The sequence below is a fragment of the Ideonella azotifigens genome (assembly GCF_021043325.1).
GTDB classification, from domain to species: Bacteria; Pseudomonadota; Gammaproteobacteria; order Burkholderiales; family Burkholderiaceae_C; genus Ideonella; species Ideonella azotifigens.
This window is the reverse complement of the sequence record NZ_JAJNKD010000005.1, coordinates 235,757-258,574: the sequence shown is the minus strand read 5'-3', so window position 1 is coordinate 258,574 and position 22,818 is coordinate 235,757. Positions and strand designations below refer to the sequence as shown.

At 65.1% G+C, this 22,818-nt stretch carries 25 protein-coding genes; 12 read left to right on the top strand and 13 right to left on the bottom strand.

Features of this window, described 5'->3' with window-relative positions; genetic code table 11:
• Positions 1-12: 12 nt before the first annotated feature.
• A complete protein-coding gene (locus LRH25_RS13845; RefSeq protein ID WP_141287009.1) occupies positions 13-939 on the top strand; it encodes a sugar kinase in 927 nt (308 codons plus the stop codon).
• Positions 940-1,131: 192 nt separating this feature from the next.
• Here LRH25_RS13845 and LRH25_RS13840 read toward each other — a convergent pair whose 3' ends face one another.
• Positions 1,132-2,001: an SDR family oxidoreductase gene (locus LRH25_RS13840; RefSeq protein ID WP_141286989.1), complete on the bottom strand. Its 870-nt coding sequence runs from the start codon at positions 1,999-2,001 to the stop codon at positions 1,132-1,134.
• A gap of 101 nt (positions 2,002-2,102) precedes the next feature.
• Between LRH25_RS13840 and LRH25_RS13835 the strand changes: the two genes are divergently transcribed.
• The 3 genes from LRH25_RS13835 to rbp all read left to right on the top strand — a co-directional run bounded on the left by LRH25_RS13835 (position 2,103) and on the right by rbp (position 4,082).
• On the top strand, positions 2,103-3,002 hold the full coding sequence (locus tag LRH25_RS13835) for a LysR family transcriptional regulator (protein ID WP_141286990.1): 900 nt from the start codon (positions 2,103-2,105) through the stop codon (positions 3,000-3,002).
• 417 nt (positions 3,003-3,419) lie between these two features.
• A complete protein-coding gene (locus LRH25_RS13830) occupies positions 3,420-3,629 on the top strand; it encodes a hypothetical protein (protein WP_141286991.1) in 210 nt (69 codons plus the stop codon).
• Between the two features lie 102 nt (positions 3,630-3,731).
• Positions 3,732-4,082, top strand: coding sequence for an RNA-binding regulator (rbp, locus tag LRH25_RS13825; protein ID WP_141286993.1), 351 nt, complete (start codon positions 3,732-3,734; stop codon positions 4,080-4,082).
• Between the two features lie 263 nt (positions 4,083-4,345).
• On the opposite strand, the gene LRH25_RS13820 is transcribed toward rbp, so the two are convergent.
• Complete coding sequence (locus LRH25_RS13820; RefSeq protein WP_141286995.1) at positions 4,346-5,587, bottom strand: serine hydrolase domain-containing protein; 1,242 nt, start codon at positions 5,585-5,587, stop codon at positions 4,346-4,348.
• 300 nt (positions 5,588-5,887) lie between these two features.
• The gene (locus tag LRH25_RS13815) at positions 5,888-6,829 is read right to left on the bottom strand and encodes a LysR family transcriptional regulator (protein WP_141286997.1); all 942 of its coding nucleotides are present in this window, start codon (positions 6,827-6,829) and stop codon (positions 5,888-5,890) included.
• A 244-nt stretch (positions 6,830-7,073) separates the two neighbouring features.
• Between LRH25_RS13815 and LRH25_RS13810 the strand changes: the two genes are divergently transcribed.
• Positions 7,074-7,682: an FMN-dependent NADH-azoreductase gene (locus tag LRH25_RS13810; protein ID WP_141286998.1), complete on the top strand. Its 609-nt coding sequence runs from the start codon at positions 7,074-7,076 to the stop codon at positions 7,680-7,682.
• Positions 7,683-7,714: 32 nt separating this feature from the next.
• Positions 7,715-8,317 (top strand): NADPH-dependent F420 reductase, encoded by a 603-nt coding sequence (locus LRH25_RS13805; protein ID WP_141286999.1) that lies wholly within the window; start codon positions 7,715-7,717, stop codon positions 8,315-8,317.
• A 130-nt stretch (positions 8,318-8,447) separates the two neighbouring features.
• Here the strand turns inward: LRH25_RS13805 and LRH25_RS13800 are convergent, their stop codons facing one another.
• Positions 8,448-8,825: a winged helix-turn-helix transcriptional regulator gene (locus LRH25_RS13800; RefSeq protein WP_141287001.1), complete on the bottom strand. Its 378-nt coding sequence runs from the start codon at positions 8,823-8,825 to the stop codon at positions 8,448-8,450.
• A 112-nt stretch (positions 8,826-8,937) separates the two neighbouring features.
• On the opposite strand from LRH25_RS13800, the gene LRH25_RS13795 reads away from it, so the two are divergent.
• From LRH25_RS13795 to LRH25_RS13785, 3 genes are all read left to right on the top strand, one after another.
• Positions 8,938-9,672: an SDR family NAD(P)-dependent oxidoreductase gene (locus LRH25_RS13795; protein ID WP_141287003.1), complete on the top strand. Its 735-nt coding sequence runs from the start codon at positions 8,938-8,940 to the stop codon at positions 9,670-9,672.
• Between the two features lie 96 nt (positions 9,673-9,768).
• Positions 9,769-10,182, top strand: coding sequence for a GFA family protein (locus tag LRH25_RS13790; protein WP_141287005.1), 414 nt, complete (start codon positions 9,769-9,771; stop codon positions 10,180-10,182).
• Between the two features lie 22 nt (positions 10,183-10,204).
• Positions 10,205-10,804: an NADPH-dependent F420 reductase gene (locus tag LRH25_RS13785; protein WP_141287007.1), complete on the top strand. Its 600-nt coding sequence runs from the start codon at positions 10,205-10,207 to the stop codon at positions 10,802-10,804.
• A 472-nt stretch (positions 10,805-11,276) separates the two neighbouring features.
• Here the strand turns inward: LRH25_RS13785 and LRH25_RS13780 are convergent, their stop codons facing one another.
• The gene (locus tag LRH25_RS13780) at positions 11,277-11,654 is read right to left on the bottom strand and encodes a winged helix-turn-helix transcriptional regulator (protein ID WP_425551801.1); all 378 of its coding nucleotides are present in this window, start codon (positions 11,652-11,654) and stop codon (positions 11,277-11,279) included.
• A 188-nt stretch (positions 11,655-11,842) separates the two neighbouring features.
• On the opposite strand from LRH25_RS13780, the gene LRH25_RS13775 reads away from it, so the two are divergent.
• A complete protein-coding gene (locus LRH25_RS13775) occupies positions 11,843-12,706 on the top strand; it encodes an SDR family oxidoreductase (protein WP_231011375.1) in 864 nt (287 codons plus the stop codon).
• A 176-nt stretch (positions 12,707-12,882) separates the two neighbouring features.
• Positions 12,883-13,371 (top strand): nuclear transport factor 2 family protein, encoded by a 489-nt coding sequence (locus LRH25_RS13770; protein ID WP_141286554.1) that lies wholly within the window; start codon positions 12,883-12,885, stop codon positions 13,369-13,371.
• 46 nt (positions 13,372-13,417) lie between these two features.
• On the opposite strand, the gene LRH25_RS33095 is transcribed toward LRH25_RS13770, so the two are convergent.
• Entirely contained in the window at positions 13,418-13,699 is a 282-nt protein-coding gene (locus LRH25_RS33095; RefSeq protein WP_141286552.1) for a hypothetical protein, read from the bottom strand.
• Positions 13,700-13,889: 190 nt separating this feature from the next.
• On the opposite strand from LRH25_RS33095, the gene xth reads away from it, so the two are divergent.
• The gene (gene xth, locus LRH25_RS13760; protein WP_141286550.1) at positions 13,890-14,654 is read left to right on the top strand and encodes an exodeoxyribonuclease III; all 765 of its coding nucleotides are present in this window, start codon (positions 13,890-13,892) and stop codon (positions 14,652-14,654) included.
• Between the two features lie 43 nt (positions 14,655-14,697).
• Here xth and ntrC read toward each other — a convergent pair whose 3' ends face one another.
• The 7 genes from ntrC to LRH25_RS13725 all read right to left on the bottom strand — a co-directional run bounded on the left by ntrC (position 14,698) and on the right by LRH25_RS13725 (position 22,811).
• Positions 14,698-16,263: a nitrogen regulation protein NR(I) gene (gene ntrC / locus LRH25_RS13755; protein ID WP_141286548.1), complete on the bottom strand. Its 1,566-nt coding sequence runs from the start codon at positions 16,261-16,263 to the stop codon at positions 14,698-14,700.
• Positions 16,264-16,363: 100 nt separating this feature from the next.
• Positions 16,364-17,458 (bottom strand): nitrogen regulation protein NR(II), encoded by a 1,095-nt coding sequence (gene glnL, locus LRH25_RS13750; protein WP_259372430.1) that lies wholly within the window; start codon positions 17,456-17,458, stop codon positions 16,364-16,366.
• Positions 17,455-18,003, bottom strand: a complete 549-nt coding sequence (locus LRH25_RS13745; protein WP_231011374.1) for a hypothetical protein — start codon at positions 18,001-18,003, stop codon at positions 17,455-17,457. Before LRH25_RS13745 ends, glnL begins: the two co-directional genes overlap by 4 nt.
• Positions 18,004-18,183: 180 nt before the next feature.
• Positions 18,184-19,599, bottom strand: coding sequence for a type I glutamate--ammonia ligase (gene glnA / locus LRH25_RS13740; protein ID WP_141286546.1), 1,416 nt, complete (start codon positions 19,597-19,599; stop codon positions 18,184-18,186).
• Between the two features lie 388 nt (positions 19,600-19,987).
• On the bottom strand, positions 19,988-20,773 hold the full coding sequence (locus LRH25_RS13735; RefSeq protein WP_231011373.1) for a competence/damage-inducible protein A: 786 nt from the start codon (positions 20,771-20,773) through the stop codon (positions 19,988-19,990).
• A gap of 29 nt (positions 20,774-20,802) precedes the next feature.
• Complete coding sequence (locus LRH25_RS13730; RefSeq protein ID WP_141286542.1) at positions 20,803-21,726, bottom strand: EI24 domain-containing protein; 924 nt, start codon at positions 21,724-21,726, stop codon at positions 20,803-20,805.
• 56 nt (positions 21,727-21,782) lie between these two features.
• Positions 21,783-22,811 (bottom strand): sterol desaturase family protein, encoded by a 1,029-nt coding sequence (locus LRH25_RS13725; protein ID WP_141286540.1) that lies wholly within the window; start codon positions 22,809-22,811, stop codon positions 21,783-21,785.
• Positions 22,812-22,818 lie beyond the last annotated feature (7 nt).

Here is a 22,818-nt window from a genome sequence, read left to right as displayed (position 1 = left end):
GCCAGCGCAGCGTTGGACGTCCTGACCGCTGGCGAGGCCCTGGTCTTGCTCGCGGCAGAGGAGACAGGCGGCCTGCATGCCGTCGAGCGGTTCCGCCGGTTCAGTGCTGGGGCGGAGTTGAATGTTGCGATCGGCCTGGCGCGCCTCGGCCTGCGCGTCGGCTACCTGACCCGGCTGGGCGACGATGCCTTCGGTCGCTTCCTCGCCGAAGTCCTCCGGCGCGAAGGCATCGTCGCGGACTTCGCGAGCGTCGATCAAGGCAGCTCCAACGGCTTCATGCTGAAGTCGCTCGAAGCGGACGGCACCGATCCGCAGATCGAGTACTTCCGCCGCGGTTCTGCGGCCAGCCGCATGCACGCGGGGGATCTCGCCCGCCTCGACGGCACCCGGGCACGCCACCTGCACCTCACGGGCATCCTGCCCGCACTGTCACCTGGCTGCAGCGAACTGGCGCAAAGGCTCGCCGAGCGCGCGCGCGAGCAAGGCAGCAGCCTGTCGTTCGACCCGAACCTGCGCCCTCGCCTGTGGCCCGACCGCGAGCAGATGATCCGGTCCATCAACGGATTCGCGGCCATCAGTGACCTGGTGCTGCCTGGCCTGGCGGAAGGGCGCCTGCTGACAGGCCGAGCCCAGCCCGACGACATCGCCGATTTCTACCTGGCGCTGGGCGCAGGAGCCGTCGTGGTCAAGCTCGGCCCGGATGGCGCCTATTGCGCCAACCAGCAGGGGCTTCGCGCACACGTGCCAGGCGTCCAGGTGAAGCGAGTGGTGGACACCGTGGGCGCAGGCGATGGCTTCGCGGTCGGTGTCGTCAGCGCACTGCTCGAAGGCTTGCCGCTGGATGCGGCGGCGCAACGCGGCTGCGCCATCGGGGCACGCGTCGTTCAATTCCCAGGAGACTGCGACGGCCTGCCCACGCGGGCGCAGTTGCAGGTTTGACCACGCCGCCACTGCAGGCCTTTGGCCTTTCCTGAAACACATCAGGAGCGCGTCAGCGCTTTGGAAGAAGCGGGTTGATCGCCGCCACGGCATCGTCGAATCGCCCCGCTCTCTCGGCATTGCGCATGCAGTCGACACCTGCTCGGCCTGCGCTTCGGGGCCGTTCGGCGCTTTGCCGCGCAGGCCGACAGCTCAGGCCGAAGCCGAGGTCTCGGCAGCGAAAGCGCGGTAGGAACGCAGCGGCCGGCCCAGCAGCGTCGTCAGGCGTTCGACGTCACCGGCGTCGGGCTTCATGCCTTCGGTCAGGAAACGCTCGCTCATCAGGCGCATGTCGTAGGCCATCCAGCCCGGCATGAAGTTCAGCAGGTTCTTCTCGAAGCCCGCGGTGTCGTCGCCACCGTAGTTGATCGGGCGACCCAAAACGTCCGACCAGATGCCGGCGACGTCGCTTCCCGTCAGCGCATCCGGGCCGACCAGGTTGATCCGGCTCAGTGGCAGCGAGCCCGGTGCCTGTTCGCGGCGCAGCAGTTCGAGGGCCGCGACTTCCGCGATGTCGCGCGTGTCGATCATGGCCAGACCCTTGCTGCCGATGGGCATCGGATACACGCCGTAGCCGGTGATGACGTCTTTGATGGTGAGGTCGTTCTGCATGAAGTACGCGGGCCGCAGGATGGTGGCGCCGAAGCCCATCTGCTCGAGCATCCGCTCCACGCCGAACTTGCCGGCGAAGTGGGGCACGTTGAGGTACTTGTCGCTGTGGATCACCGACAGGTAGACGACCCGGTCGATGCCCGCATCGCGCGCCAGATTGAGCGTGACCAGGGCCTGCGTGAACTCGTCGGGGACGACGCCGTTGAGCAGGAACAGCGTGGAGGTCCCGGCCAAGGCTCTGCGCAGCGACTCGACGTCGAGCAGGTCACCTTGAACGACTTCGACGCCGGCGGGGAACTGGGTCCTGGCCGGGTCGCGGACGAGTGCCCGCACGGCGGCGCCCCGGTCCACGAGTTGCTGAACGACTTGGCGGCCGATGGCGCCAGAGGCGCCGGTGATCAGGATGGTCATGAAAAACTCCGTGTTTGGTTGAAGCGAGACCAGATCTTCTTCGTTCCTACCGAAGGCCGATAGCCGATATATTTGGACACTTCGTCTCACAGGTGGAACACATGGACTTGCTTGCGCTGGCTGACTTCAACCTGGTCGCCCGACACGGGGGCGTCGGGCGCGCAGCGCGCGAATCGGGCCGCCCCAAGGCCACGCTGTCGCGGCGCGTGGCAGATCTGGAAAGCGGCCTCAACCTGCGTTTGTTCGAGCGGGGCGCGAGGGCGCTGAAACTCACCGAAGAGGGGCGCGCCCTGTACGAGAGGACCTCGGCGCTGCTGCTCGAAATCGACGAAACGGCTGCGGCGATCACGTCGGGCGGCGCGACACCGCGAGGCAGCTTGCGGGTGAGCGCGCCGCTGCTCTTCTCGCAGGCCGCCATGGGGAAGCTCGCGGCCAGGTTCGCGCTGCAGTATCCCGAGATCCGCCTCGAGGTCACCACCGAGGACCGGGCCGTGGACATGGTGGAAGAGGGCTACGGCCTCGTGATCCGCGTCAACCCCGACCCAGATGCGAGGCTGGTGGGGCGGATCCTCGTGAGGGATCGCCTCGTCGTGGTCGCCAGTCCGAAACTCAAGCCACCTGCAGGCCAGGCGACGGTGCCAGCGGTCATGCGAGGCGGCGGCTTCGGCGCAGCGGCATCTTCCTGGGAGTACATCGGCGCGTCTGGCAAGAAGAAGCGCATCACCGTGACACCCGCTTTGAGTCTTGCCTCGTTGTTCATGGTGCGAGACGCGGTTCGCGCGGGCGTCGGTGTGGCGCGCTTGCCGATCTCTCTGGTGACCAAGGATCTGGCCGGCGGGCAGTTGGTGCGCTGGGGCGACGTCGAAGGCCCGGAGATTGCACTGTGGGCCTTGTACCCCTCTCGCCGGCTGCTGAGCGCACGTGTATCGACCTTCCTGGAGTTCTTGAAAGCGTCGTTTCCCACAGGGTCGCCAGATGAACTGGCGGCCTTCATCGACTGAGCTGGGGCCTGTTGACACATCCCAAGTGCCTCCCGAGTGCCTCCCAAGTGCCTCCCAAGTGCCTCCCAAGTGCCCGATCGGCTGAGCTTCCAGCGCTCTTGCGGGCTCGACGAGGTGCTGCACATTGCTCGCCCGAGAGCTGGTACAGCCCCTGAAGGAATACCATTCGCACCAGCACCTCGATGGCATCCACAAGAAGTCAGAAAGTCATTGACCTGCTTCCCGAAAAGCCTCAAGCTCCAGCGGCGAAAATTTGTTGATAACCAGCAAATCCTCCATCGCCCTCTACACACGTCGCCCCCAACGACTTGTCATGACCGTTCGAGCTGCCTGCAGCCCTCCGAGCGGCCGTTTTACCTGCGGTGCTGTTTGAGCCTGCAGCTTTGATTGATCAAGATTTTCCCTTCTGCCATTTCCATGGGCCAATTCGTCGTTTCGCCCACGACACACCCGACCGAATGCGGCCGCTTTCGCGCCTCGATCTCGGTTCAGCGATCGCAAGGCAACGGCAGCTACTGCCGTGTCTTCCGTTTTGACAAGACGTTTGCCTCACGTGATGCGGCCCGGCTCTTTGCCGTGTCCCAGGGCTGGCTGCAAACCAGCATGGCCCAACCACCGGCCTGCTGACGGCTTGGCGGGAGACGTTCCCACAAGCGGCCCCAACTGCGAAACCGGGTTTCGCGAATGCGCACTTGAACCTGCGCCACTCTCATCCAGAAAGGCTCAATCATGAGCAGCAAAATCTACGTGGGCAACCTGCCTTACTCCGTCACCGACGCCAGCCTGAAAAACAATTTTTCGGAGTTTGGTGACGTGTCGTCCGCCAAGGTCATGATGGACCGAGACACCGGCAAATCCAAGGGCTTCGGCTTCGTGGAAATGTCCAACGCCGAGGTGGCACAAGCCGCCATCGAGGCACTGCACGGCATGTCGGTGGACGGACGCTCCATCGTGGTGAGCCTGGCTCGCCCCCGCGAGGCCACTGGTGGCGCTGGCGGCCATGGCGCTGGCGGCTTTACCGCCAGCAAGCGCGCCGACGTTGGCTACGGTAACGGGGGCTACGGCGGCGGTCGTTATTGAGCGCTTTCGGGCGCACGCAAAGCCGGCCCCAAGAGGCCGGCTTTTTTTCGTCCGTCGCGCCGGCGCGGCCGCTTGACGGTGACGGCCTTCTTGTACAACTGCGCGAAGAACTGGCAGCTCATCGAAGCTCACGGGCAAAGACCGCCGACGCCACCGAGTCCCCCTGCCAGTGTGACCGGCGGATGGGCCGCGCCGTGCGGCTGCCTCCGATCATCCGCAGCCGAATGGGCTTCAAGGTGGGCCCTGCCCCGCTTCTCACCGTGTCAGGGCTGACCTTCCCGCCTGAGCAGCTCAGCATGTTGCCAGAGGTCGTTCAGCAGATCGTCATAGACCTTGGCCTCTGCCCCTTCGATGGAGGTGTTCGTCACGAAGACGATGGCGGTCTCATGAGACAGGTCGGAAAGCATCTCGGCGCGCACGCCCGGATCCGACCCACCATGGCCGATGCGGGTGACGTTGAACTTGGTGGACCAGAAGATGCCCGAGTTCTTCTCATTCAAGGTCACGTTGTCGGGCTTGTGGGCGTCGGTGTACTGGAACCTGAGCATCTCTTCCACCGTCCTGGTGTCCAGGATGCGCGCCTGTTGGTACTGTCCGCCGTTCAACAGGGCGATGAAGAACCGCGACAGGTCGCTCACCGTGGTTCTGACGCCTCCGTCCGCGTAGGTCGTCAGCCCGTACGGCGGGATGGGAATGCTCAGGCCGGACTGGCCGACGTAGAGGGTCGAGTGCGAACCGGCCGGCACGTCCGCCAGCCGCCAGGCCGTACGGCTCATGCCCAGTGGCTGAAAGATCCGCCGCTGGGTGTACGAAGCCAGCGATTCGCCCATGGCTTGCTCGACGATGAAGCCCGCCAGGCCCGCCCCGATGTTGGAGTATTCGCGGTGCGTCCCGGGCACGATCGGCAGAAAGTTCTCTCGGGCGTAGCGGCTGCCGCCAGGCACCAGATAGGCCTTGAGGAAGGCGCCCATGGGCTCGGGTGCATCCGAGCCCCAGTGGTACGTATCCCGGTAGACCTCCCAGCGGTCCGTGATGCCCGAGGTGTGCGTCGCCAGCTGGCGAAGCGTGATGGGGGCGTCGGGAAAGAACGGGTTGGCGATCCGGAACGGCAGGTAGGTGTTGATGTCGGCATCGAGCGAGAGCTTCCCGCTCTGCACCACCTGCATCAGCGCTGCGCCCGTCACGGTCTTGCTGATCGAGCCGACGTTGATGACCGTGTCGGGCGTGAAGGGTGTTTTCGCGGCTTGATTCGCGTAGCCCCAACCCTGCATCCACACCACCCGCCGATCAAGGATGAGGGCCGCGGCTGCACCGACGATCCCGGCGTCGTCCATCCGCTTCTGGATCCTGCGCTTCAACGCTTCGCCGGAAGCCATCGCGGCGCGGGGATCGGGCAAGGCTTGTGGCGCCGCCAACGCCGCCACAGCCGGCTGTCCGGCCAGCACCACGGCCGACATCATGCTGACCGATGCCACGGCCAGCGCCCACGATCTACCTGCGCCCATTGCATCTCCTCTTGCTCGAAATTCACACGATCAGTGCCTGGTCAAGCCTGCAAGCCTTTCGACTCGGACTTGGGCGGCACCCATGGCAGGCATCAGGATGCCACCACGAAGCGCACCGGGCGAAGGTTTGCGACGAAGCGAGCCCTGAGCCGATAGACCAGGGAATGGATGGCTCGCTTTGCTGCTCGTCCGTCAGCTCAATCGTCGGGGCAACTCGCAATTGCTCCGTCCAATGCAAACCGCAGTAGCGCATTGCGGATACGCAGTGCATTCAAGTTCATTCAAGAACGAAACGTCACACTAGGAAGAGGGCCCTCGCCCGCGCTTTCGCGGAGAGTTTGTCTGCGGCGCCCAAGAGGCCCTCAAGTGATCGATGAACCATCTGCCGGCGGGCCCGGGTGGTTCCGAAGGCCGGTGGTATGCGGACATCGTCAACGCAAAGCCTGACTGCGGGAGGTCGTGCAAATCCAGGACGACCAAGGTGCCCGCCGCAATGTCCTCCTCGACCATGTGCAAGGGCATCCCGCCCCACCCCACGCCGTCCTTGATGAATGCATGCTTCGTCGACAGGTCGGCCAGCCGCCAGGTCGACGGCGACACGACGCCGTAGTCGCGTCCGGCCATGAGGTCGGATCTGTCGGTGAGCACGAGCTGCGCATGCTTCGCCACTTCGCGTCTTGTGATCCGAGATCCAAGACTCGCGAGGGGGTGGCTGGCTGCGGCAACGAAGACCAAGGGCACTTCGCCCAGTCGCTCGCTGACCAGCGACGGGAACGTCAACGGCAACGCAGCCAGGATGCCCAAGGTGCATCGACCATCCAGCACGGGCTGATAGGCCGCCCCCAAGCCTTCAACAAAGAGTCGAAGCGGCGTCAACGGAAACTGGATCGCGAAGGCCTTGGCGGCAGCGCTGACAACCGCGGTGGGGAAGAACACATCGACCACCACCGAAAGCTCGCTCTCGAGGCCCGATGCCATCAACTTGGCGCGGGCCTTGAGGGTGTCCACCCCGGACACGATGTTGCGCGCGTCCGCAAGCAAAAGCACGCCCTCCGGCGTGAGCTTCGGGAATCGACCGGAGCGGTCAAAGAGCACAACCCCGATCTGGTCCTCGAGACTGCCAATCCAACCGCTTACTGCCGACTGAACGCGGTTGAGCTTGCGAGCCGCAGCCGAGAAGCTTCCCTCATCCACTGCCGCGATGAAAGTTCGGAGCTGATCCAGGGAGACACCGTCAAGCATGGGAGGAGGCCATCTCGAAAACAGATGGTTCGCATCTCAATATACCGGCTTCTCGGCGGCCGGGCCTGTTGGCACATTTGCGTTGTGCACTTGGCCACGCGAAGTGGGTTCATGGCGAACTTGACCCAAGTCGGGCCGACCACCTCGGCATACCAGACCCCGTGAAGCGTGGGGTGCAGATCGAAGTTATCACGCAACAGGCATTCGGTCCTTCCGAATACTTCACAACCATCGAGGTTTCATCATGCAGCTTCTCCATCTCGACTCCAGCGCACTCGGTGCCGCATCGGTGAGCCGCCAGCTCTCAGCCGAAATCGTCGCCCGCCAGCGCGCCCTGCACCCGGACATTCGCGTCACCTACCGGGACCTGGCGGCCGATCCGGCCCTGCACCTGACGGGCACCCACATGGCCATTCGTGCCGGCGCATCCAATGCGGACGCGACCATCGCCGCTGATCTGGTCAAAGGCAATGCCTACCTGGACGATCTCCTCGCAGCAGATATCGTCGTCATTGGCGCACCCATGTACAACTTCTCGATTCCGACGCCACTCAAGTCCTGGGTCGACCGCATCGCCGTGGCGGGCAAGACGTTTCAGTACACCGCGACCGGCCCCGTGGGCCTGCTGAAGGGCAAGAGAGCTTTCATCGCGTCGGCGCGAGGCAGCGTGTATCCGGCGGGAACCCCAGCGGCAGCGAACGAGCACCAGGAGAGCTACCTCATCGGCTTGCTGTCATTCCTCGGCCTGACGGACGTGAAGGTTGTGCGCGCTGAGGGCCTTGCGTTCGGCCCGGAGGCCAAGGATGCAGCCGTCGCGAGCGCCCTGGAGGACATCGCGGCCATCACGGCCTGAGTCGACGAGGCCCCGGATTTGGAAGCTCAACCATGACTTGCGCCATCATCGGCTCCGGACACATCGGAACCGCTCTCGCGCGCCAGTTCGCGCGCAACCGGATTGCCGTGATGGTTTCCAACGCGCGCGGCCCTGATTCCCTCAACGAGCTTGTGAACGAGTTGGGCCCTTCGGTGACTGCTGCCAGCCTCCAGGACGCCCTCGAGGCCGACATCATCCTTCTCGCCGTGCCCTTCGCAGCACATGCGGAGATCGCGAAGGCGAGGAAGGACTGGAAGGGCAAGACGGTCATCGATGTCACGAACTTCCGCGAAACGGACCTCACGCCGCTGGGTGGGTTGCAATCAAGTGATTTCGTGGCCGGGGGTCTTCCCGGCGCGAAAGTTGTCAAGACTTTCAATCAGCTCCCGGCAGCTCTCCTCGCGCGCAATCCGGCCGAGTGCGGCGGACGACGCGTGATGTTTGTGGCCGGCAACCATGACGAGGCGAACACAGAGGTTGCGTCTTTGGTCGCGTCGCTTGGGTTCGCTCCCATCATCCTGGGCAAGATTGCCGAAGGCGGAAGCCTGCTGCGGTTCCGCGGCCCACTTGTTCTGCAGAACCTGATCGAGCTCGGCGCTCCCCATCGTGGCTGACGGTTCGGCGAATGCCCGCTAATGGGCGCCGTACTTGATACAGGAACTTCCGCCTGGGGTCGCCATGGAGAGCTCTGTATAGCGCCCCGTTGCTGCCTCTCGCCGCTTCAGACAAGTGACCTCGAACCGGTCATTCGGCTTCCTGCTGGACCAGGCTGTCGCGCTCCGCGAAGATGCCTGCCATCACCGCCGCGTTCTTGGTTCCCCAGGTGCACAGCGGGATGATCGCGTCGGCCAGACCGCGACCGAGCGGGGTCAGCGCATAGTCCACGCGCGGCGGTACTTCGTTGTAGCTTGTTCGCGCCAGCACCCGATCGGCCTCCAGATCCTTCAGCGACTGGATGAGCACCTTGTCGCTGACGCCCTCGACCAGTCGCTTCAGTTCGCCGTAGCGCTTCGGGCCGTCGCGAAGGAAGAACAGGACCAGCGGTTTCCACTTGCCCGAGATGACGCGGAGCGTGGCATTGAGCCCGCAGCCAGTGCCGCAGATTTCAGAAGAGGTCGTCATTTTTGATACTTACCAAAATGTGCATACTTGTCCTTAGGTTATCAGCGGTGCATATTCGCTGGCAAGGAAGCAGATGGCTGTTTTCGAACCACTTCAACGAAAGATGCACGTCATGAACAGACTGATTGGAAAGACCGCCGTGATCACCGGTGGCGCGACCGGTATCGGCCGCGCCGCGGCAAAGCGCTTCATCGAGGAAGGCGCATTCGTCTTCATCTTCGGCCGCCGGCAGGAAGCGCTCGACACCGCCGTGGCCGACTTGGGACCCAATGCCCGCGCGGTGAAGGGCTCGGTCTCGGATGAGGCCGACCTCGACCAACTCTACGCGGCGGTGAAGGCCGAGCGCGGATCCCTCGACATCGTCTTCGCCAATGCCGGGGCGGGAAGCCCGCTTCCACTCGGCAAGATCACCGCCGCGCACATCGACGAAACCTTCGACACCAATGTGAAAGGCACGATCTTCACGGTCCAGAAGGCGTTGCCGCTGATGGGCAAGGGCGCGTCGATCATCCTGACCGGATCGAGCGCGGGAACCACGGGCGCCCCTGGATTCACCGCCTACAGCGCGAGCAAGGCGGCAGTGCGCAACCTCGCGCGGACTTGGGCGGAGGACCTGAAGGGCACCGGCATCCGTGTCAACGTGCTATCTCCCGGCGCGACCGCGACCGAACTCGCGAAGGCAGCCCTGGGCGAGGAGGGTCAGAAGGCCTACGGTGCGATGACTCCCCTCCAGCGCATGGCCGATCCGTCCGAGATCGCAGCGGCGGCCGCCTTTCTCGCGTCGTCGGACAGCAGCTTCATGACCGCCAGCGAGGTCGCCGTCGACGGCGGCTTGGCGCAACTCTGACGCACGGAGCCAGGCTCGGGCAGCAGCGAACCTGATGCTGGCGAGGCTCCGACGGGGGCCTTTCCAACCTTCATTCACAGCGGACCAAGGAACACGATGACGAAGAAAACCTACCGTGGCACGTGCCACTGCGGTGCGCTCGCCTTCGAGGCCAAGATCGACTTCGACAAGGGCACGACGCGCTGCAACTGCTCGATCTGCACCAAGTCACGCTTCTGGTTCGCGATCGTGCCGCCTGAAGATTTTGAAATCGAGAGAGGCGAAGACCAGCTCACCGATTACGCATGGATTCCGCCCGGCAAATCCGAGTCCCACCTTCGCTACCGCTTCTGCAGGACCTGTGGTGTCCGCACCTTCGCAGAGGGAAACGAAGCGAAGTTCTACGCTGTGTCCATCGCCGCGCTGGACGGCATCGAGCAGGACGCCGACCAGCTCGCCAGGACCTTGAAATACAACGACGGCCGTCACGACGACCTGAAGCACGAGCCGGAAGACACCCGCCTCCTGTGAACTTGGCAAGAAAGAAATCTTTATGAACTACGCAATCATCGGCTTCGGCCGGATCGGCCAAGCACTGGCCAAGGCGTTTGCCCGAAGCGGCATCGCCGTCTCCGTCGCAACCAAGCGCAACCCGGAAAGCTTCGCATCCGACGCGGCCGCGATCGGACCGCAGATAAGTCCCACCACACTGACGGAGGCCGCCAAGGCGGACGTCGTCTTTCTGGCTGTGCGGTTTGAATCGCACGCAGATGTCGGGGGTGCGCTTTCCGACTGGCACGGAAGAACCATCATCGACGTGAGCAATGCCTATGGCGTGCCTCCCGAAACCTTGGGAGGACAGCCCTCATCCAGGTTCGTTGCACAGGCCTTCCCTGGTGCCCGACTGGTCAAGGGCTTCAACCATCTGGGCGCTGCCGTCCTCGATCAGGATCCCGCTGTGCACGGCGGAAAGCGAGTCGTGTTCCTGGCGAGCGATGATGAAGGCGCGGCAGCAGAGATTGGCGAGCTCGCGAAAAATCTCGGCTTCGCGCCGATCCAGCTTGGCGGGCTATCCGAAGGTGGATTGCTCGTGCAGGCACGCGGAAACACCTGGGGTCGCCTGATCTTCAAGGACCTGGTCAAGTTCGAGTGATGAGAAGACGCTCGAATCGGGTCGAGCACGATCCGATTCGAGCCTGCCGGAGAAGACACGATGAGCACCAAGTTCAAGGTCGTGAAGAACTTCTTCGCCGCCATGGGCCGAGGCGACAAGCAGACTCCGCCGGCGCCCGTTCATTGACGTTGGCGGAGAGGTCGCCCCGCCGAAATCGAACTCCAAGCCATCCAACGCGGTCCGAAAATCGGGCTGCCTTCTGTGAAACTCTCCCCCCGGTTGAATTGGCCGTTGTGCCAGTATCCGAAGTACCCGCGTTACGCCGGCCCGGCGAACGACCCCAACGCCGCGAAGATGGCATCGAACTACACCTGCAGTTAGGGCCGAGTCGGGGCCCGGCCGAACAAGGCGGCGCATCGAGACCCGTGGGCGGGCAGTCGCCGCGGCGACGCGGCGGTGCACACGATTCACGTTGCCAAAGTTGCGCGCCGGGGTGCAGGCTCTCAGGTGGTCAGCGCGTCCCCGCGGCGCGGGTCGCCGTGGAATGGCCCCGCCCTGCGACGGCCGCCGGCCCGCGTTTCGGTGCCGCGGCCGCGGCTGCGTGGCGGTTGCGCGCCGCCGTCATCTGCGGCATGTGGCTTTCGATCCAGTCCGTCAGGCCCACGACCTGGTGCGAGGCGTCGCGGCCCAGCGGCGTCAGGCTGTACTCGACATGCGGCGGCACCACGTCGTGCGCCACCCTCAGCACCAGGCCGTCGAGTTCCAGCCATTGCAGCGTCTGCGCCAGCATGCGTTCACTGACGCCGCCGATGGCCCGCCTCAGTTCGGCGAAGCGGTGTGTGCGCTTGGTCAGCACCATCAGCACGAAAAGTCCCCAGCGGCTGGTCATGTGCTTCAACACTTCGCGCGACGGGCAGGCCTCGGCGAGCAAGTCCCCTCGCGCCGTGCGGCCCCCCTTCGGGCGCCGGGCTCCAGGGTCCTTCGGATGGGCGGATTCACTTACTTCCATGTACGTACTTTCAAAAAGTAATCATTGATTCTAGAGTGGCGCCTCGTCATTCACTTCACCGTCTCACCATGACCACCGCCACCTCCATCGCCATCACCGGCGCCACCGGTCAACTGGGCCGCCTCGTCGTCGCCGCGCTGAAGCAGCGCGTTGCCGCCGAGCAGCTGCTCGCCCTGGTCCGCACGCCGGCCAAGGCCGGCGACCTGGGCATCGCCGCCCGAGCCGCCGACTACACCGGCCCCGACACCCTGCCCGGCGCGCTGGCCGGCGTGCAGACGCTGCTGCTGATCTCGTCCAGCGAGGTCGGCCAGCGCGAAGAGCAGCACCGCAACGTCATCGACGCAGCACGTGCGGCCGGCGTCGGGCGCATCGTCTACACCAGCCTGCTGCGTGCCGATGTCTCCACGCTCAGCCTGGCCAGCGAGCACCGCGCGACCGAGGCCATGCTGAAAGCCAGCGGCGTCGCCTACACCCTGTTGCGCAATGGCTGGTACACCGAGAACTACGCCGGTGCCATCCCCGGGGCCTTGGCCGGTGGCGCGCTCATCGGCAGCGCCGGCGAGGGGCGCATCGCGTCGGCCGCGCGCGCCGACTACGCAGAGGCTGCGGCCGTGGTGCTGACGACGCCGGGACAAGAAGGCCGCACCTACGAACTGGCCGGCGACACGTCGTACACGCTGGCCGAGTTCGCGGCCGAGCTGTCACACCAAACCGGGCGTTCGATCCCCTACCGGAACATGCCGCCGGCCGAGTACGCGAACGCGCTGGCCGGCTTCGGGCTGCCGCCAGCGTTGGCCGAAGCGATCGCCGGCTGGGACTTCGAAGCCTCCAAGGGCGCCCTGTTCGACGACGGCAAGGCGCTGTCGCGCCTGATCGGCCGGCCGACGACGCCGCTGGCACAGGTGATCGCCGCCGCCTTGAAGGCGTCCTGAAGGACGCCATCACACTCTCGCCACCGTCAATGGAGATTGACGTCCCCTTCCGGACGAGTCGATGCAATTCACATCGCCATCGAGGCACGCGTTGCCGACACCCGCACCGCGGCGCGTTCGGGACGGGAAAGTCTTTTTCATTCGTTGGGCTCGAACGCCCGCATATCGGAGCTCCCGTGCAAACCACTTTCCATGCCCTCGTCATTGCGTTCCTGCTTGCCGCCTCTCCGGCGCTGCGAGCGCAGGTTCCGGTCCTCGCAAATCCGAACCAAGAGCAGATGCTGATCGGCAGCGATCCCAAGGCAGTCATGAACAAGCGGTTGGTCTACGACTTCTGGCGTGAGGTCTTCGAAGGCGGACACATGGAACTGGCCGAGAAATACATGGCTGATTCCTATGTCCAACACAACCCGAACGTCGCCACCGGACGAGCAGCATTCGTGGACTTCTTCAGCAAGGTCGCCAAGCCCAAGCCGATCGAGCCCAAGATCAAGGCCCCATTGGTCGCCGTCGTAGCCGAAGGAGACTTGGTCGTACTCGCCTTCGCGCGCGAGGGCACCGATCCGAAGGACGCGACGAAGAAGTACACAACGACGTGGTTTGACATGTTCCGCATCGAGAACGGCAAGATTGCAGAACACTGGGACCCGACCACCAAACAGTAGGCCGACGGCACCGTGTCGGCGCGACCACAGTCACAGGCTGCCAACCTCAGGCGGGCGGCAACCGGATTGCTGGTTTGCAGCGTGCGCGACGACAGCGGCAGTCCCAACGTAAAGTGCTTTGCTGCGGCAAGCGCGCTCGGCGGATCGTCCAGAAGCTCGTCGAAGCGCCCACGGGCTGAACGTGCGCCGCGGAACGCCAATCGGCATGGGCTTCGCGCTTGGGCGTGTGCCACTGCCCGGCCGTGTAGTGCAAGGCCCGTCCCGGCAAGCTCCTGGGCAACACGCTGTGCAGGTTGGCCAGCAGCAGCTTCTCGATCTCGCTGAGCACCGGCACACTGTCGTGCTGGCGTCGCCGCGTGAGCTCTGCGGGACCGACGCTTGTACGATGGTGATACAGGTCTCGACCAACTGGGTAGTGGCAGTGGCCGGATCGCAGCGAAAAATTCTGGGGTATGAGTGGGGGCATCACTCACAGCCATGTAAATGGATCTCAACAAAAACATGAACTTAGGTACACCATGAAACTCGCCACCTGGAACGTGAATTCGCTGGCCGTGCGGTTGCCGCAGTTGCTGGACTGGCTTGGCCAGCATCAGACGGATGTGGTGGTGCTGCAGGAAACGAAACTGACGGACGACAAGTTTCCGCACGAGGCGCTGAAGGAAGCCGGCTATCACGCGCAGTGGTTCGGCCAGAAGACCTACAACGGCGTGGCGCTGGTGTCGCGCGAGCCGGCGACCGATGTCGCGCGCAACATCTTCGGCTTCGAAGACGAACAGGCACGGGTGATCGCGGCAACAGTGAACGGCGTGCGCGTGGTCGGCGCGTATTTCCCGAACGGCCAGGCACCGGACAGCGACAAGTTCGTCTACAAGATGGGCTGGCTGACGGCGCTGCGCCGTTGGCTGGCAGACGAAATGGCCCAGCACCCGCAACTGGTGCTGATGGGCGACTTCAACATCGCGCCGGAGGACCGCGACGTGTATGACCCGGTTGCCTGGGCCGGGCAGATCCACTGCACGCCCGAAGAGCGGGCGCACTTCCAGGCGCTGATCGCGATGGGCTTCGTCGACGCGTTCCGGCTCTTCGAGCAGCCGCCCAAGAGCTGGAGCTGGTGGGACTACCGCAACCTGGCGTTCCGCAAGAACCAGGGCCTGCGCATCGACCACATCCTCGTCAGCCAGGCGCTGAAGCCGCGGGTCACGGCCTGCGTGATCGACAAGCTGCCGCGCAAGAACGAGCGACCCAGCGACCACGCACCGGTGGTCATCACCCTCGACTGACATCGACAAGCGCCACGGCCAGAGGCTTGCAGGCCTGGCCGCATCAATCGTCCAGCGCGAGTTCCTGGATCTTGCGAGTGATGGTGTTGCGGCCAATGCCCAGCTTTTGCGCCGCCTCGATGCGGCGACCGCGGGTGATGGCCAGCGCAGTGCGGATCAGCCGTGCTTCGAACTGACGGGTCAGCAGGTCCCAGACCTCGGGCGAACCGGCTTCCAGCAGGCGCTTGGCCTCGGTTTCGAGGTCCTGCAACCAGGGTGCCTCGCCGCTGCTGCTGGGCGCAGCTGCCACGCCGGCTGGCGCCGCTGCTGCTGCCATCACAGGCGTGGGAACGGCGTGGTTGCCAGGCTGCGGTGCCGCCGGCTGCGGCGAATAGCCACCTTGCGGCAGCGCACGCGCAGTCTCGGCGGGATCGACGTGCAGGCTGTTGACCGACACCGCTGGCACCGGGCCGAGGAACTCGGGCGGCAGGTCCTTGGACTCGATGACCTGGGCCGGTGCCATCACGGTCAGCCAGTGACAGACGTTTTCCAGCTGGCGCACGTTGCCCGGGAACTCGAACAGCTTGAGCCGCTCCAGCGCGTCGTCGGTGATGCGCTTGGGCTCCACGCCCAGTTCCTTGGCGCTCTTCTGCAGGAAGAAACGGGCCAGCGCCGGGATGTCCTCGTTGCGTTCGCGCAGCGGCGGCAGGCGCAGCCGGATCACGTTCAGGCGGTGGAACAAGTCCTCGCGGAAGCCACCCTCGCGCACCCGCTGTTCCAGGTTCTGGTGGGTGGCGGCGATGACACGCACATTGCTGCGCAATGGCTGGTGGCCGCCCACGCGGTAAAACTGGCCGTCGGACAGCACGCGCAGCAGCCGGGTCTGCAGGTCAAACGGCATGTCGCCGATTTCGTCCAGGAACAGCGTGCCGCCATCGGCCTGCTCGAAGCGGCCGCGCCGCATGGTCTGCGCACCGGTGAAGGCGCCACGCTCATGACCGAACAGCTCGGACTCCAGCAGGTCCTTGGGGATGGCTGCGGTGTTGATCGCGATGAACGGGCCGTTGCTGCCCAGGTCACCGCGCGGGCTGTGGCGGTGCAGCGCGCGGGCCACCAGTTCCTTGCCGGAGCCGGACTCGCCGGTGATCAGCACCGTGACATTGCTCTGCGACAGGCGGCCGATGGCGCGGAACACGTCCTGCATCGCCGGCGCCTGGCCGAGGATCTCGGGTGCGGGCGCGCCGCGCTCGTCATTGACCTCTTCGCGCAGGCTTTCTTCGACCGCGCGGCGGATCAGCTCCACCGCCTTGGTCAGGTCGAAGGGCTTGGGCAGGTATTCGAAGGCGCCGCCCTGGAAAGCCGACACGGCACTGTCCAGGTCGGAGTACGCGGTCATGATGATGACCGGCAGGTTGGGCATGCGCTCCTTGACCTTGGCCAGCAGTTCCAGCCCGGAGCCACCCGGCATGCGGATGTCGCTGACCAGCACCTGGGGCTCGTCATCCGCCAGCGCCGCCAGCACGTCGCGGGGGTTGGCAAAGCTGCGCACCGGCAACTGCTCGCGGGCCAGGGCCTTCTCGAGGACGAAGCGGATGGATTGATCGTCGTCGACGATCCAGATGGGTTTCATTCGAGCGGTCGTTAGGTCTTGAAAGCCAAGGAAAGGCCGCTCCCAAATTGAACCACCCAGCGCGGGCCACCGCCATTGGCGGCCCGGGGGTGTCCTCGCTTCAGGGCAACGGAATCACGATCTTGAAGACCGTGCGTCCCGGTTCGCTGTCACATTCGATCATGCCCTGATGTTGCTGCACAAAGGTCTGCGCCAGCGTCAGCCCTAGCCCTGAGCCGCCCTCCCGCCCCGATACCAAGGGGAAGAAGATGCGTTCTCGCAAGCTTTCGGGGACGCCCGGTCCGTTGTCCTGGATATGCAATTCCAGTGCCAGTCGATTGCGCTGCTTGCCAATCGTCACCTGCCGGGCAATGCGGGTGCGCAGCACGATCTGCGCGTCACCGGCGTCGATGCGCTCGGCCAGCGCCTGGCTGGCGTTGTGCACGATGTTCAGCAACGCCTGGATCAGTTGCTCGCGGTCGCCGCGGAACTCGGGGATGGAGGCGTCGTAGTCACGCACCACCTCCAGCCCGCGCGAATGCTCGGCCAGCACCAGCGAGCGCACCCGCTCGCAGACCTCGTGGATGTTGACGTCCGTCACCACATGCGGCTTGCGGTGCGGCGCCAGCAGCCGGTCGACCAGCAACTGCAGCCGGTCGGCCTCGTGGATGATGACCTGGGTGTATTCGATCAGCTCGGGCGACGGCAGGTCCATTGCCAGCAGCTGCGCCGCACCGCGGATGCCACCCAGCGGGTTCTTGATCTCATGCGCCAGGTTGCGGATCAGTTCCTTGGTGACCTGCGCCTGGCCCAGCGCACGCTCCTCGCGGTCCTGCTTGGTCTGCTGCTCGATCTCCAGCATTTCAACCAGGATGCGGGTGTGCGAATGCTCGGTCTGGCTGACGATGATGTGCACCGGCAGCGGCTCGTGATGACCGACCACCGCGCGGCGCAGCGCACCTTCGAAGCGGCGGGTGGCGAATTCGTTGCGGGCGACCGCATCGATCGCCTCGCTGAGCGCCGCCGGTTCGCGGAACCACTCCAGCATGCTGCGTTTGAGCAGCGCCTTGCGCGACATGCCGATGACTGACTCCAGCACCGAATTGACGAACAGGCAGGTCCCGTCAGGCTGGACCACGGCCACCATCGTGGCCAGCAGGTCGAAGGTTTCCCAGGCCTTGGCCTCGGCCGACTCGCGCGGGCGCAGCAGCTTCACGACGGCAGCTTGCCGAGTTCGCGGCGCAGCGCGGCCACGTCGGCTTCCTTGCGGCTGATGGCAGCCTTCAGGTCGGACACGCGGTCCTGGTACTTCTGGAAATTGCGCTCGTCGCCGCGGCGCTCGGGCTCGCCGTTGTTGTACTCGCGCTTCATCGCTTCCAGCGCCGCTTCTTCCTTGCGCAACTCGTCGTCGAGGATGCGGCGGGCATCGGTGTCGCGGCTTTTCTGCTCGGAGGAATCCACGCGCTCGCCGTCGGAACGAGCGGTGGTCGCCGGACCGGCTGGCGCCTTCACCCTCGGGCCGGCGATCGTCGTCGGCTGCTGGGCCTCGCGCGCCTTGCAGCCACGCTGCTCGGCTTCCTTCGAAGTGATGGTGTTGGTGAAGACATTGCCTGGGCAGATGTAATACACCGACGGTGATTGGGCCTTCGCCTGTCCCGCACCGGCCAGCAGCGCCATGCACGCGGCAACGGCAAGAAAACCACCGGCGACACCGCCGGACAAACCGCGTGAAGCACGGATGTCACTGAGGACTGGAGGCATGGGAAATGACAGGGCAGACAACCGCATGGCCGGCATTGTGAACCGAAAAAAAAGGGACGGCACAAGCCGTCCCTCTTCCGTTACCAATGATCCGTGGAGGATCGCAAGGAAACGCCGGGCCGTCCCAAGTTTCCTTGTCCCCCGCGGGGGCCTGACGCGAAGCGGCAGGTCTGGGGGCCCTCAAAGCGCGTAGTACATGTCGTATTCGACCGGGTGCGTGGCCATGCGGAAACGCGTGACTTCCTGCATCTTCAATTCGATGTAGGCGTCGATGTACGCATCGGTGAACACGCCGCCCTTGGTCAGGAACGCGCGGTCCTTGTCCAGGTAGTCCAGCGCCTGGTCAAGGCTGTGGCAGACGGTCGGGATCTTCGCGTCTTCTTCCGGCGGCAGGTGGTACAGGTCCTTGGTGGCGGCTTCGCCCGGGTGGATCTTGTTTTCCACGCCGTCCAGGCCGGCCATCAGCAGCGCGCTGAAAGCCAGGTACGGGTTGGCCGAAGGATCCGGGAAGCGTGCTTCGATGCGGCGGCCCTTGGGGTTCGCCACGTACGGAATGCGGATCGAGGCCGAGCGGTTCTTGGCCGAATAGGCCAGCTTCACCGGGGCTTCGAAGCCGGGCACCAGGCGCTTGTACGAGTTCGTGCCGGGGTTGGTGATGGCGTTCAGCGCGCGGGCATGCTTGATGATGCCGCCGATGTAGTACAGCGCGAATTCCGACAGGCCTGCATAGCCGTCACCAGCGAACAGGTTCTTGCCGTCCTTCCAGACCGACTGGTGCACGTGCATGCCCGAACCGTTGTCGCCAACGATGGGCTTGGGCATGAAGGTCGCGGTCTTGCCATAGGCATGGGCGACGTTCACGATGATGTACTTCTGCAGCTGGACCCAGTCAGCGCGCTCGACCAGCGAGCTGAACTTGGTGCCGATTTCCATCTGGCCCGCGTTCGCCACTTCGTGGTGGTGCACTTCGACCGGAATGCCCATCTGCTCGAGCAGCAGGCACATTTCCGAGCGCATGTCCTGCGCCGAGTCGACCGGGGGCACGGGGAAGTAGCCGCCCTTGACCGAAGGACGGTAGCCGCTGTTGCCGTGCTCGTATTCCTTGCCGCTGTTCCAGGCAGCTTCTTCGGATTCGATCTTGAAGAAGCAGCCGGACATGTCGTTCGCCCAGCGCACGCTGTCGAAGACGAAGAATTCGGGTTCGGGACCGAAGTAGGCCACGTCGCCCAGGCCCGAGGACTTCATGTAGGCCTCGGCGCGGCGGGCCAGCGAACGCGGGTCGCGCTCGTAGGGCTTGCCGTCATGCGGGTCGATCACATCGCAGGTCAGGATCAGCGTCGGCTCTTCGAAGAACGGGTCGACGTTGGCGGTGTTCGGGTCCGGCATCAGCAGCATGTCGGAGGCTTCGATGCCTTTCCAGCCAGCGATGGAGGAACCGTCGAACGCGTGGCCCGAGGTGAACTTGTCTTCGTCAAAGGCGGACACAGGCACGGTCACGTGCTGTTCCTTGCCACGGGTATCGGTGAAGCGGAAGTCCACGAATTTGACTTCGTTTTCCTTCACCAGCTTCATCACATCGGCGACGGTCTTGGCCATCAATAAGGCTCCTGGCGGATGAGTTGTTCAACAGGGTGCTTGGTCGCAATTCCCCGACACTGGCCAGCCCTCGAGCCAGCCCACGGGTGCACCACGGCGCCGGCGAATGTAGCAGAAACCATGCCCAGAAATGGGGAGCGAAGGGGGCGTGGACCCCGTGGCCAGACGCCGCGAATCGCCCTCGCCCAGACCTGATTTGCACCAAGCCGGGACAGCCAACCCCGGCCGCGCCGCAGTGCAAAGCGCGGAAGATGCCATATTTGGTGTCGTGAATCCGGGCATTGCCAACGCCCTGGCAGGGTAAGGCGCCATTTGCACCAAACTGGCGTCCACATGAACCAACTCAGGGCGGCACCGCCAAATCAGGGCATCGCCCGCCGAATCGGGCTCAGGCCAGGTCGAAGCGCAAGCCTTCGAAAGCGGCCAAGCCCTGTTGCAACTGCGCGAAGGCTGCCGCGACGCTGCCCGGCTCGCCCTTCACGCCCAGCTCGATGTGCTTGCCGCGCTGCGGGTGATCGACGCTGGGCAGGCTGAAGACGCGCACGCCGGGGAACTGGGTTTCCAGCGTTTCCATCAGCGGCGTCAGTGTCGCCTCCATGCCGCCATAGACGAACAGCGAGCGCTCTTCATGGGCCAGCGGTGCCAGCTCGGCGTACCGGCTCGCCAGCACCCACTCGATCATCGGATGCGCCATCACCGGGAAGCCCGGCACGAAGTGCACATGGCCGACGCTGAAGCCCGGGATCTTGTTGTACGGGTTCGGGATGATGCGCGCGCCCTCGGGGAACACGCCCATGTTGAGCCGGTGCACGTTGTCCGGCCGGTCCGGCTCCCAGGTCGTGCCCTGCTCCGCGGACACGTCCCGCATGCGCTCCTCGATCAGCGCCTTGGCCTCGGGATGCAGCACCAGCGGCCGACCGGCGGCCAGCGCGGCGCACTGGCGGGTGTGGTCGTCCGGCGTGGCGCCGATGCCGCCGCAGGAGAACACCACTTCGCCGGAGGCCATGGCCTCGCGCAGGGTTTCGGTGATGCGCGAGCGCTCGTCGCCCACGTAGCGGGCCCAGGCCAGTTGCTGGCCACGCGCGGCGAGCAGCTCGATGACCTTGGCCATGTGCTTGTCCTGGCGGCGGCCGGAGAGGATCTCGTCGCCAATGATGATCAGACCGAAGTTCATCGTGCGGGGCAGTTGAGGTGAATGAAGGGTCAGGCCGGCGGCAGCACGGGCGGTTGCGGTGGCACGTCGCGCTGGAAGTCGTAGTCGGAACCGGGCCCGGCGACCGACAGCTCGCGCAGGTCAGTCGCCTGGCGGGCCGCGGCGGCGGCATTGCCGGCGACGATCAAACGGTCGTCGCGCAGGGCGCCCAGGCAGTAGTGCACAAACCAGAGCGCGGAAAACGCGAACACCAGCGTGTAAAGCCAGATCGACACGACGATCAGGAACGGCGCCAGGATCAGCGTGGCGGCGCTGACGGCCCACAGCAGCGTGGGTGCAGCGCCCAGGTAGCCGGTGATCACGCCGATGAACAGCAGCGGCCAGTGGTGGCGCTCGCGAATGCGCAGCCGCTCGGCTTCGCTGGCGTGTTCGGCCAGCGCGTCGAAGCTCATGACCTTGGTGGTCAGCCAGCCCCAGATCAATGGCGGGATGATCAGCGCCAGCGGCGGGACCAGCCACAGCGGCGCGCTCAGCAGCAGCGCCACCAGCGCCAGCAGCGTGGCGCCCAGCGACACGGCCAGCCCCCGCCAGAAGTTGCCGCCACGCAGGCGCTCCAGGCCAGGGAAACGCCGCTCGGCCACCAGGCTCACCAATGCCGGCGTCATGAAGGCCGCAACCAGCAGCAGCGACAGCACGACGACCACCGGAATTGCCACCGCCAGCACGATGATGATGGCCATCATGGCCCGGAAGCTGGTGCCCGCATGCAGGTCCAGCCAGCGCAGCACTGCCTCGGTCAGCGACCAGGTTTCCAGCCAGTTGCGCACGCCGTCAACGGCCGGCTCGTAGAAGAAGTAGCCGGTCACCAGCGTCAGGCCGCCCGCCACCACGAGCGGCAGCAGGGTCAGGCCAATGACACGCGGCATGAAGAGATAGGCCGCCGCGCGCCAGACCGAATCAAGCAGGAGTTTCATGGCGCGCAAGCATACGGCAGCGTGACCATGAACCCTGGGTGGGCCGTGGCGTTCTTTCAGCTCGCCTGGCGGCGTGAGAACAGCCGCTGCAGGCCCAGCCACTGCTGGCGCCAGAAACCGCGGCCGTAGTCGCGCCCACCCGCTTCGGGCAGCTGGTCGCGAATGCCGGTGGCCGGCCATTCGGCGCCGAAGTGCGCGCTGCGGAACAACAGGTCCCAGACAGGAAACAGCACCGCGAAGTTGTGCCCGCCCAAGGTGCCCTGGCCCTTGGACTCATGGCCGACGCCGATGGCGTGATGCAGCCTGTGGAAGCGCGGGCCGACCAGCAGCCGCTCGCCCAGCCAGCCGAAATGCAGCCGGGTGTTGGCATGCGCCAGGTTCTCGATCAGCTGCGACAAAGCGACCAGCGCAACGAACTGCCCCGGCGCCACGCCGATCAGCCGCGCCAGCAGCACAAACGCGCTGTCGATCAGCAGGTCGTCCAGCAGGTGGTTGCGGCTGTCGGTCCACATCGTCATGTGGCGCTGGCTGTGGTGCAGCGAGTGCAGCGCCCACCACCATTCGAACTGGTGCTGCGCCCGGTGCAACAGGTAGTTGGCCAGGTCGAACACCAAGAGGTAGGCGACGAAGCCAGCCAGCGCGGTGTCGGTCAGGCCCGGCCACCATGGCGCGATCCACTGGTCCAGGTGCCAGGCGCCGTAGCCGGCCAGCGCCAGACCGCCGAACAGCGCGTCCCACAGCGGGTCGATCGCCAGGAACAGCCCGACGCGGAACAGCCCGAGCCGGTGCAGCAGCGTGTAGAGGAAGTCGATGAAGATCGCGTGGCGGCGCTCGGCACGGCGAGCAGGGTCGGCTGGTGCCACTTCGCCCGGCCACCAGCGCTGCAGCGGCCCGATCAGCGCAACGATGATCACCAACTGGATCAGACCGACCAACAGCCAGCCGGTCGCGTCGAACGCGTCTTCCAGGTATGCACCCCAACCCATGGAGAACAGCAGGGGCTGCACCACCGCTTCGTACAACCACTGCTGGGCCAGGCCGAAGACATCGGCGACCCAATCGAAAACAGACGACAAGACCTGCATGACGCCC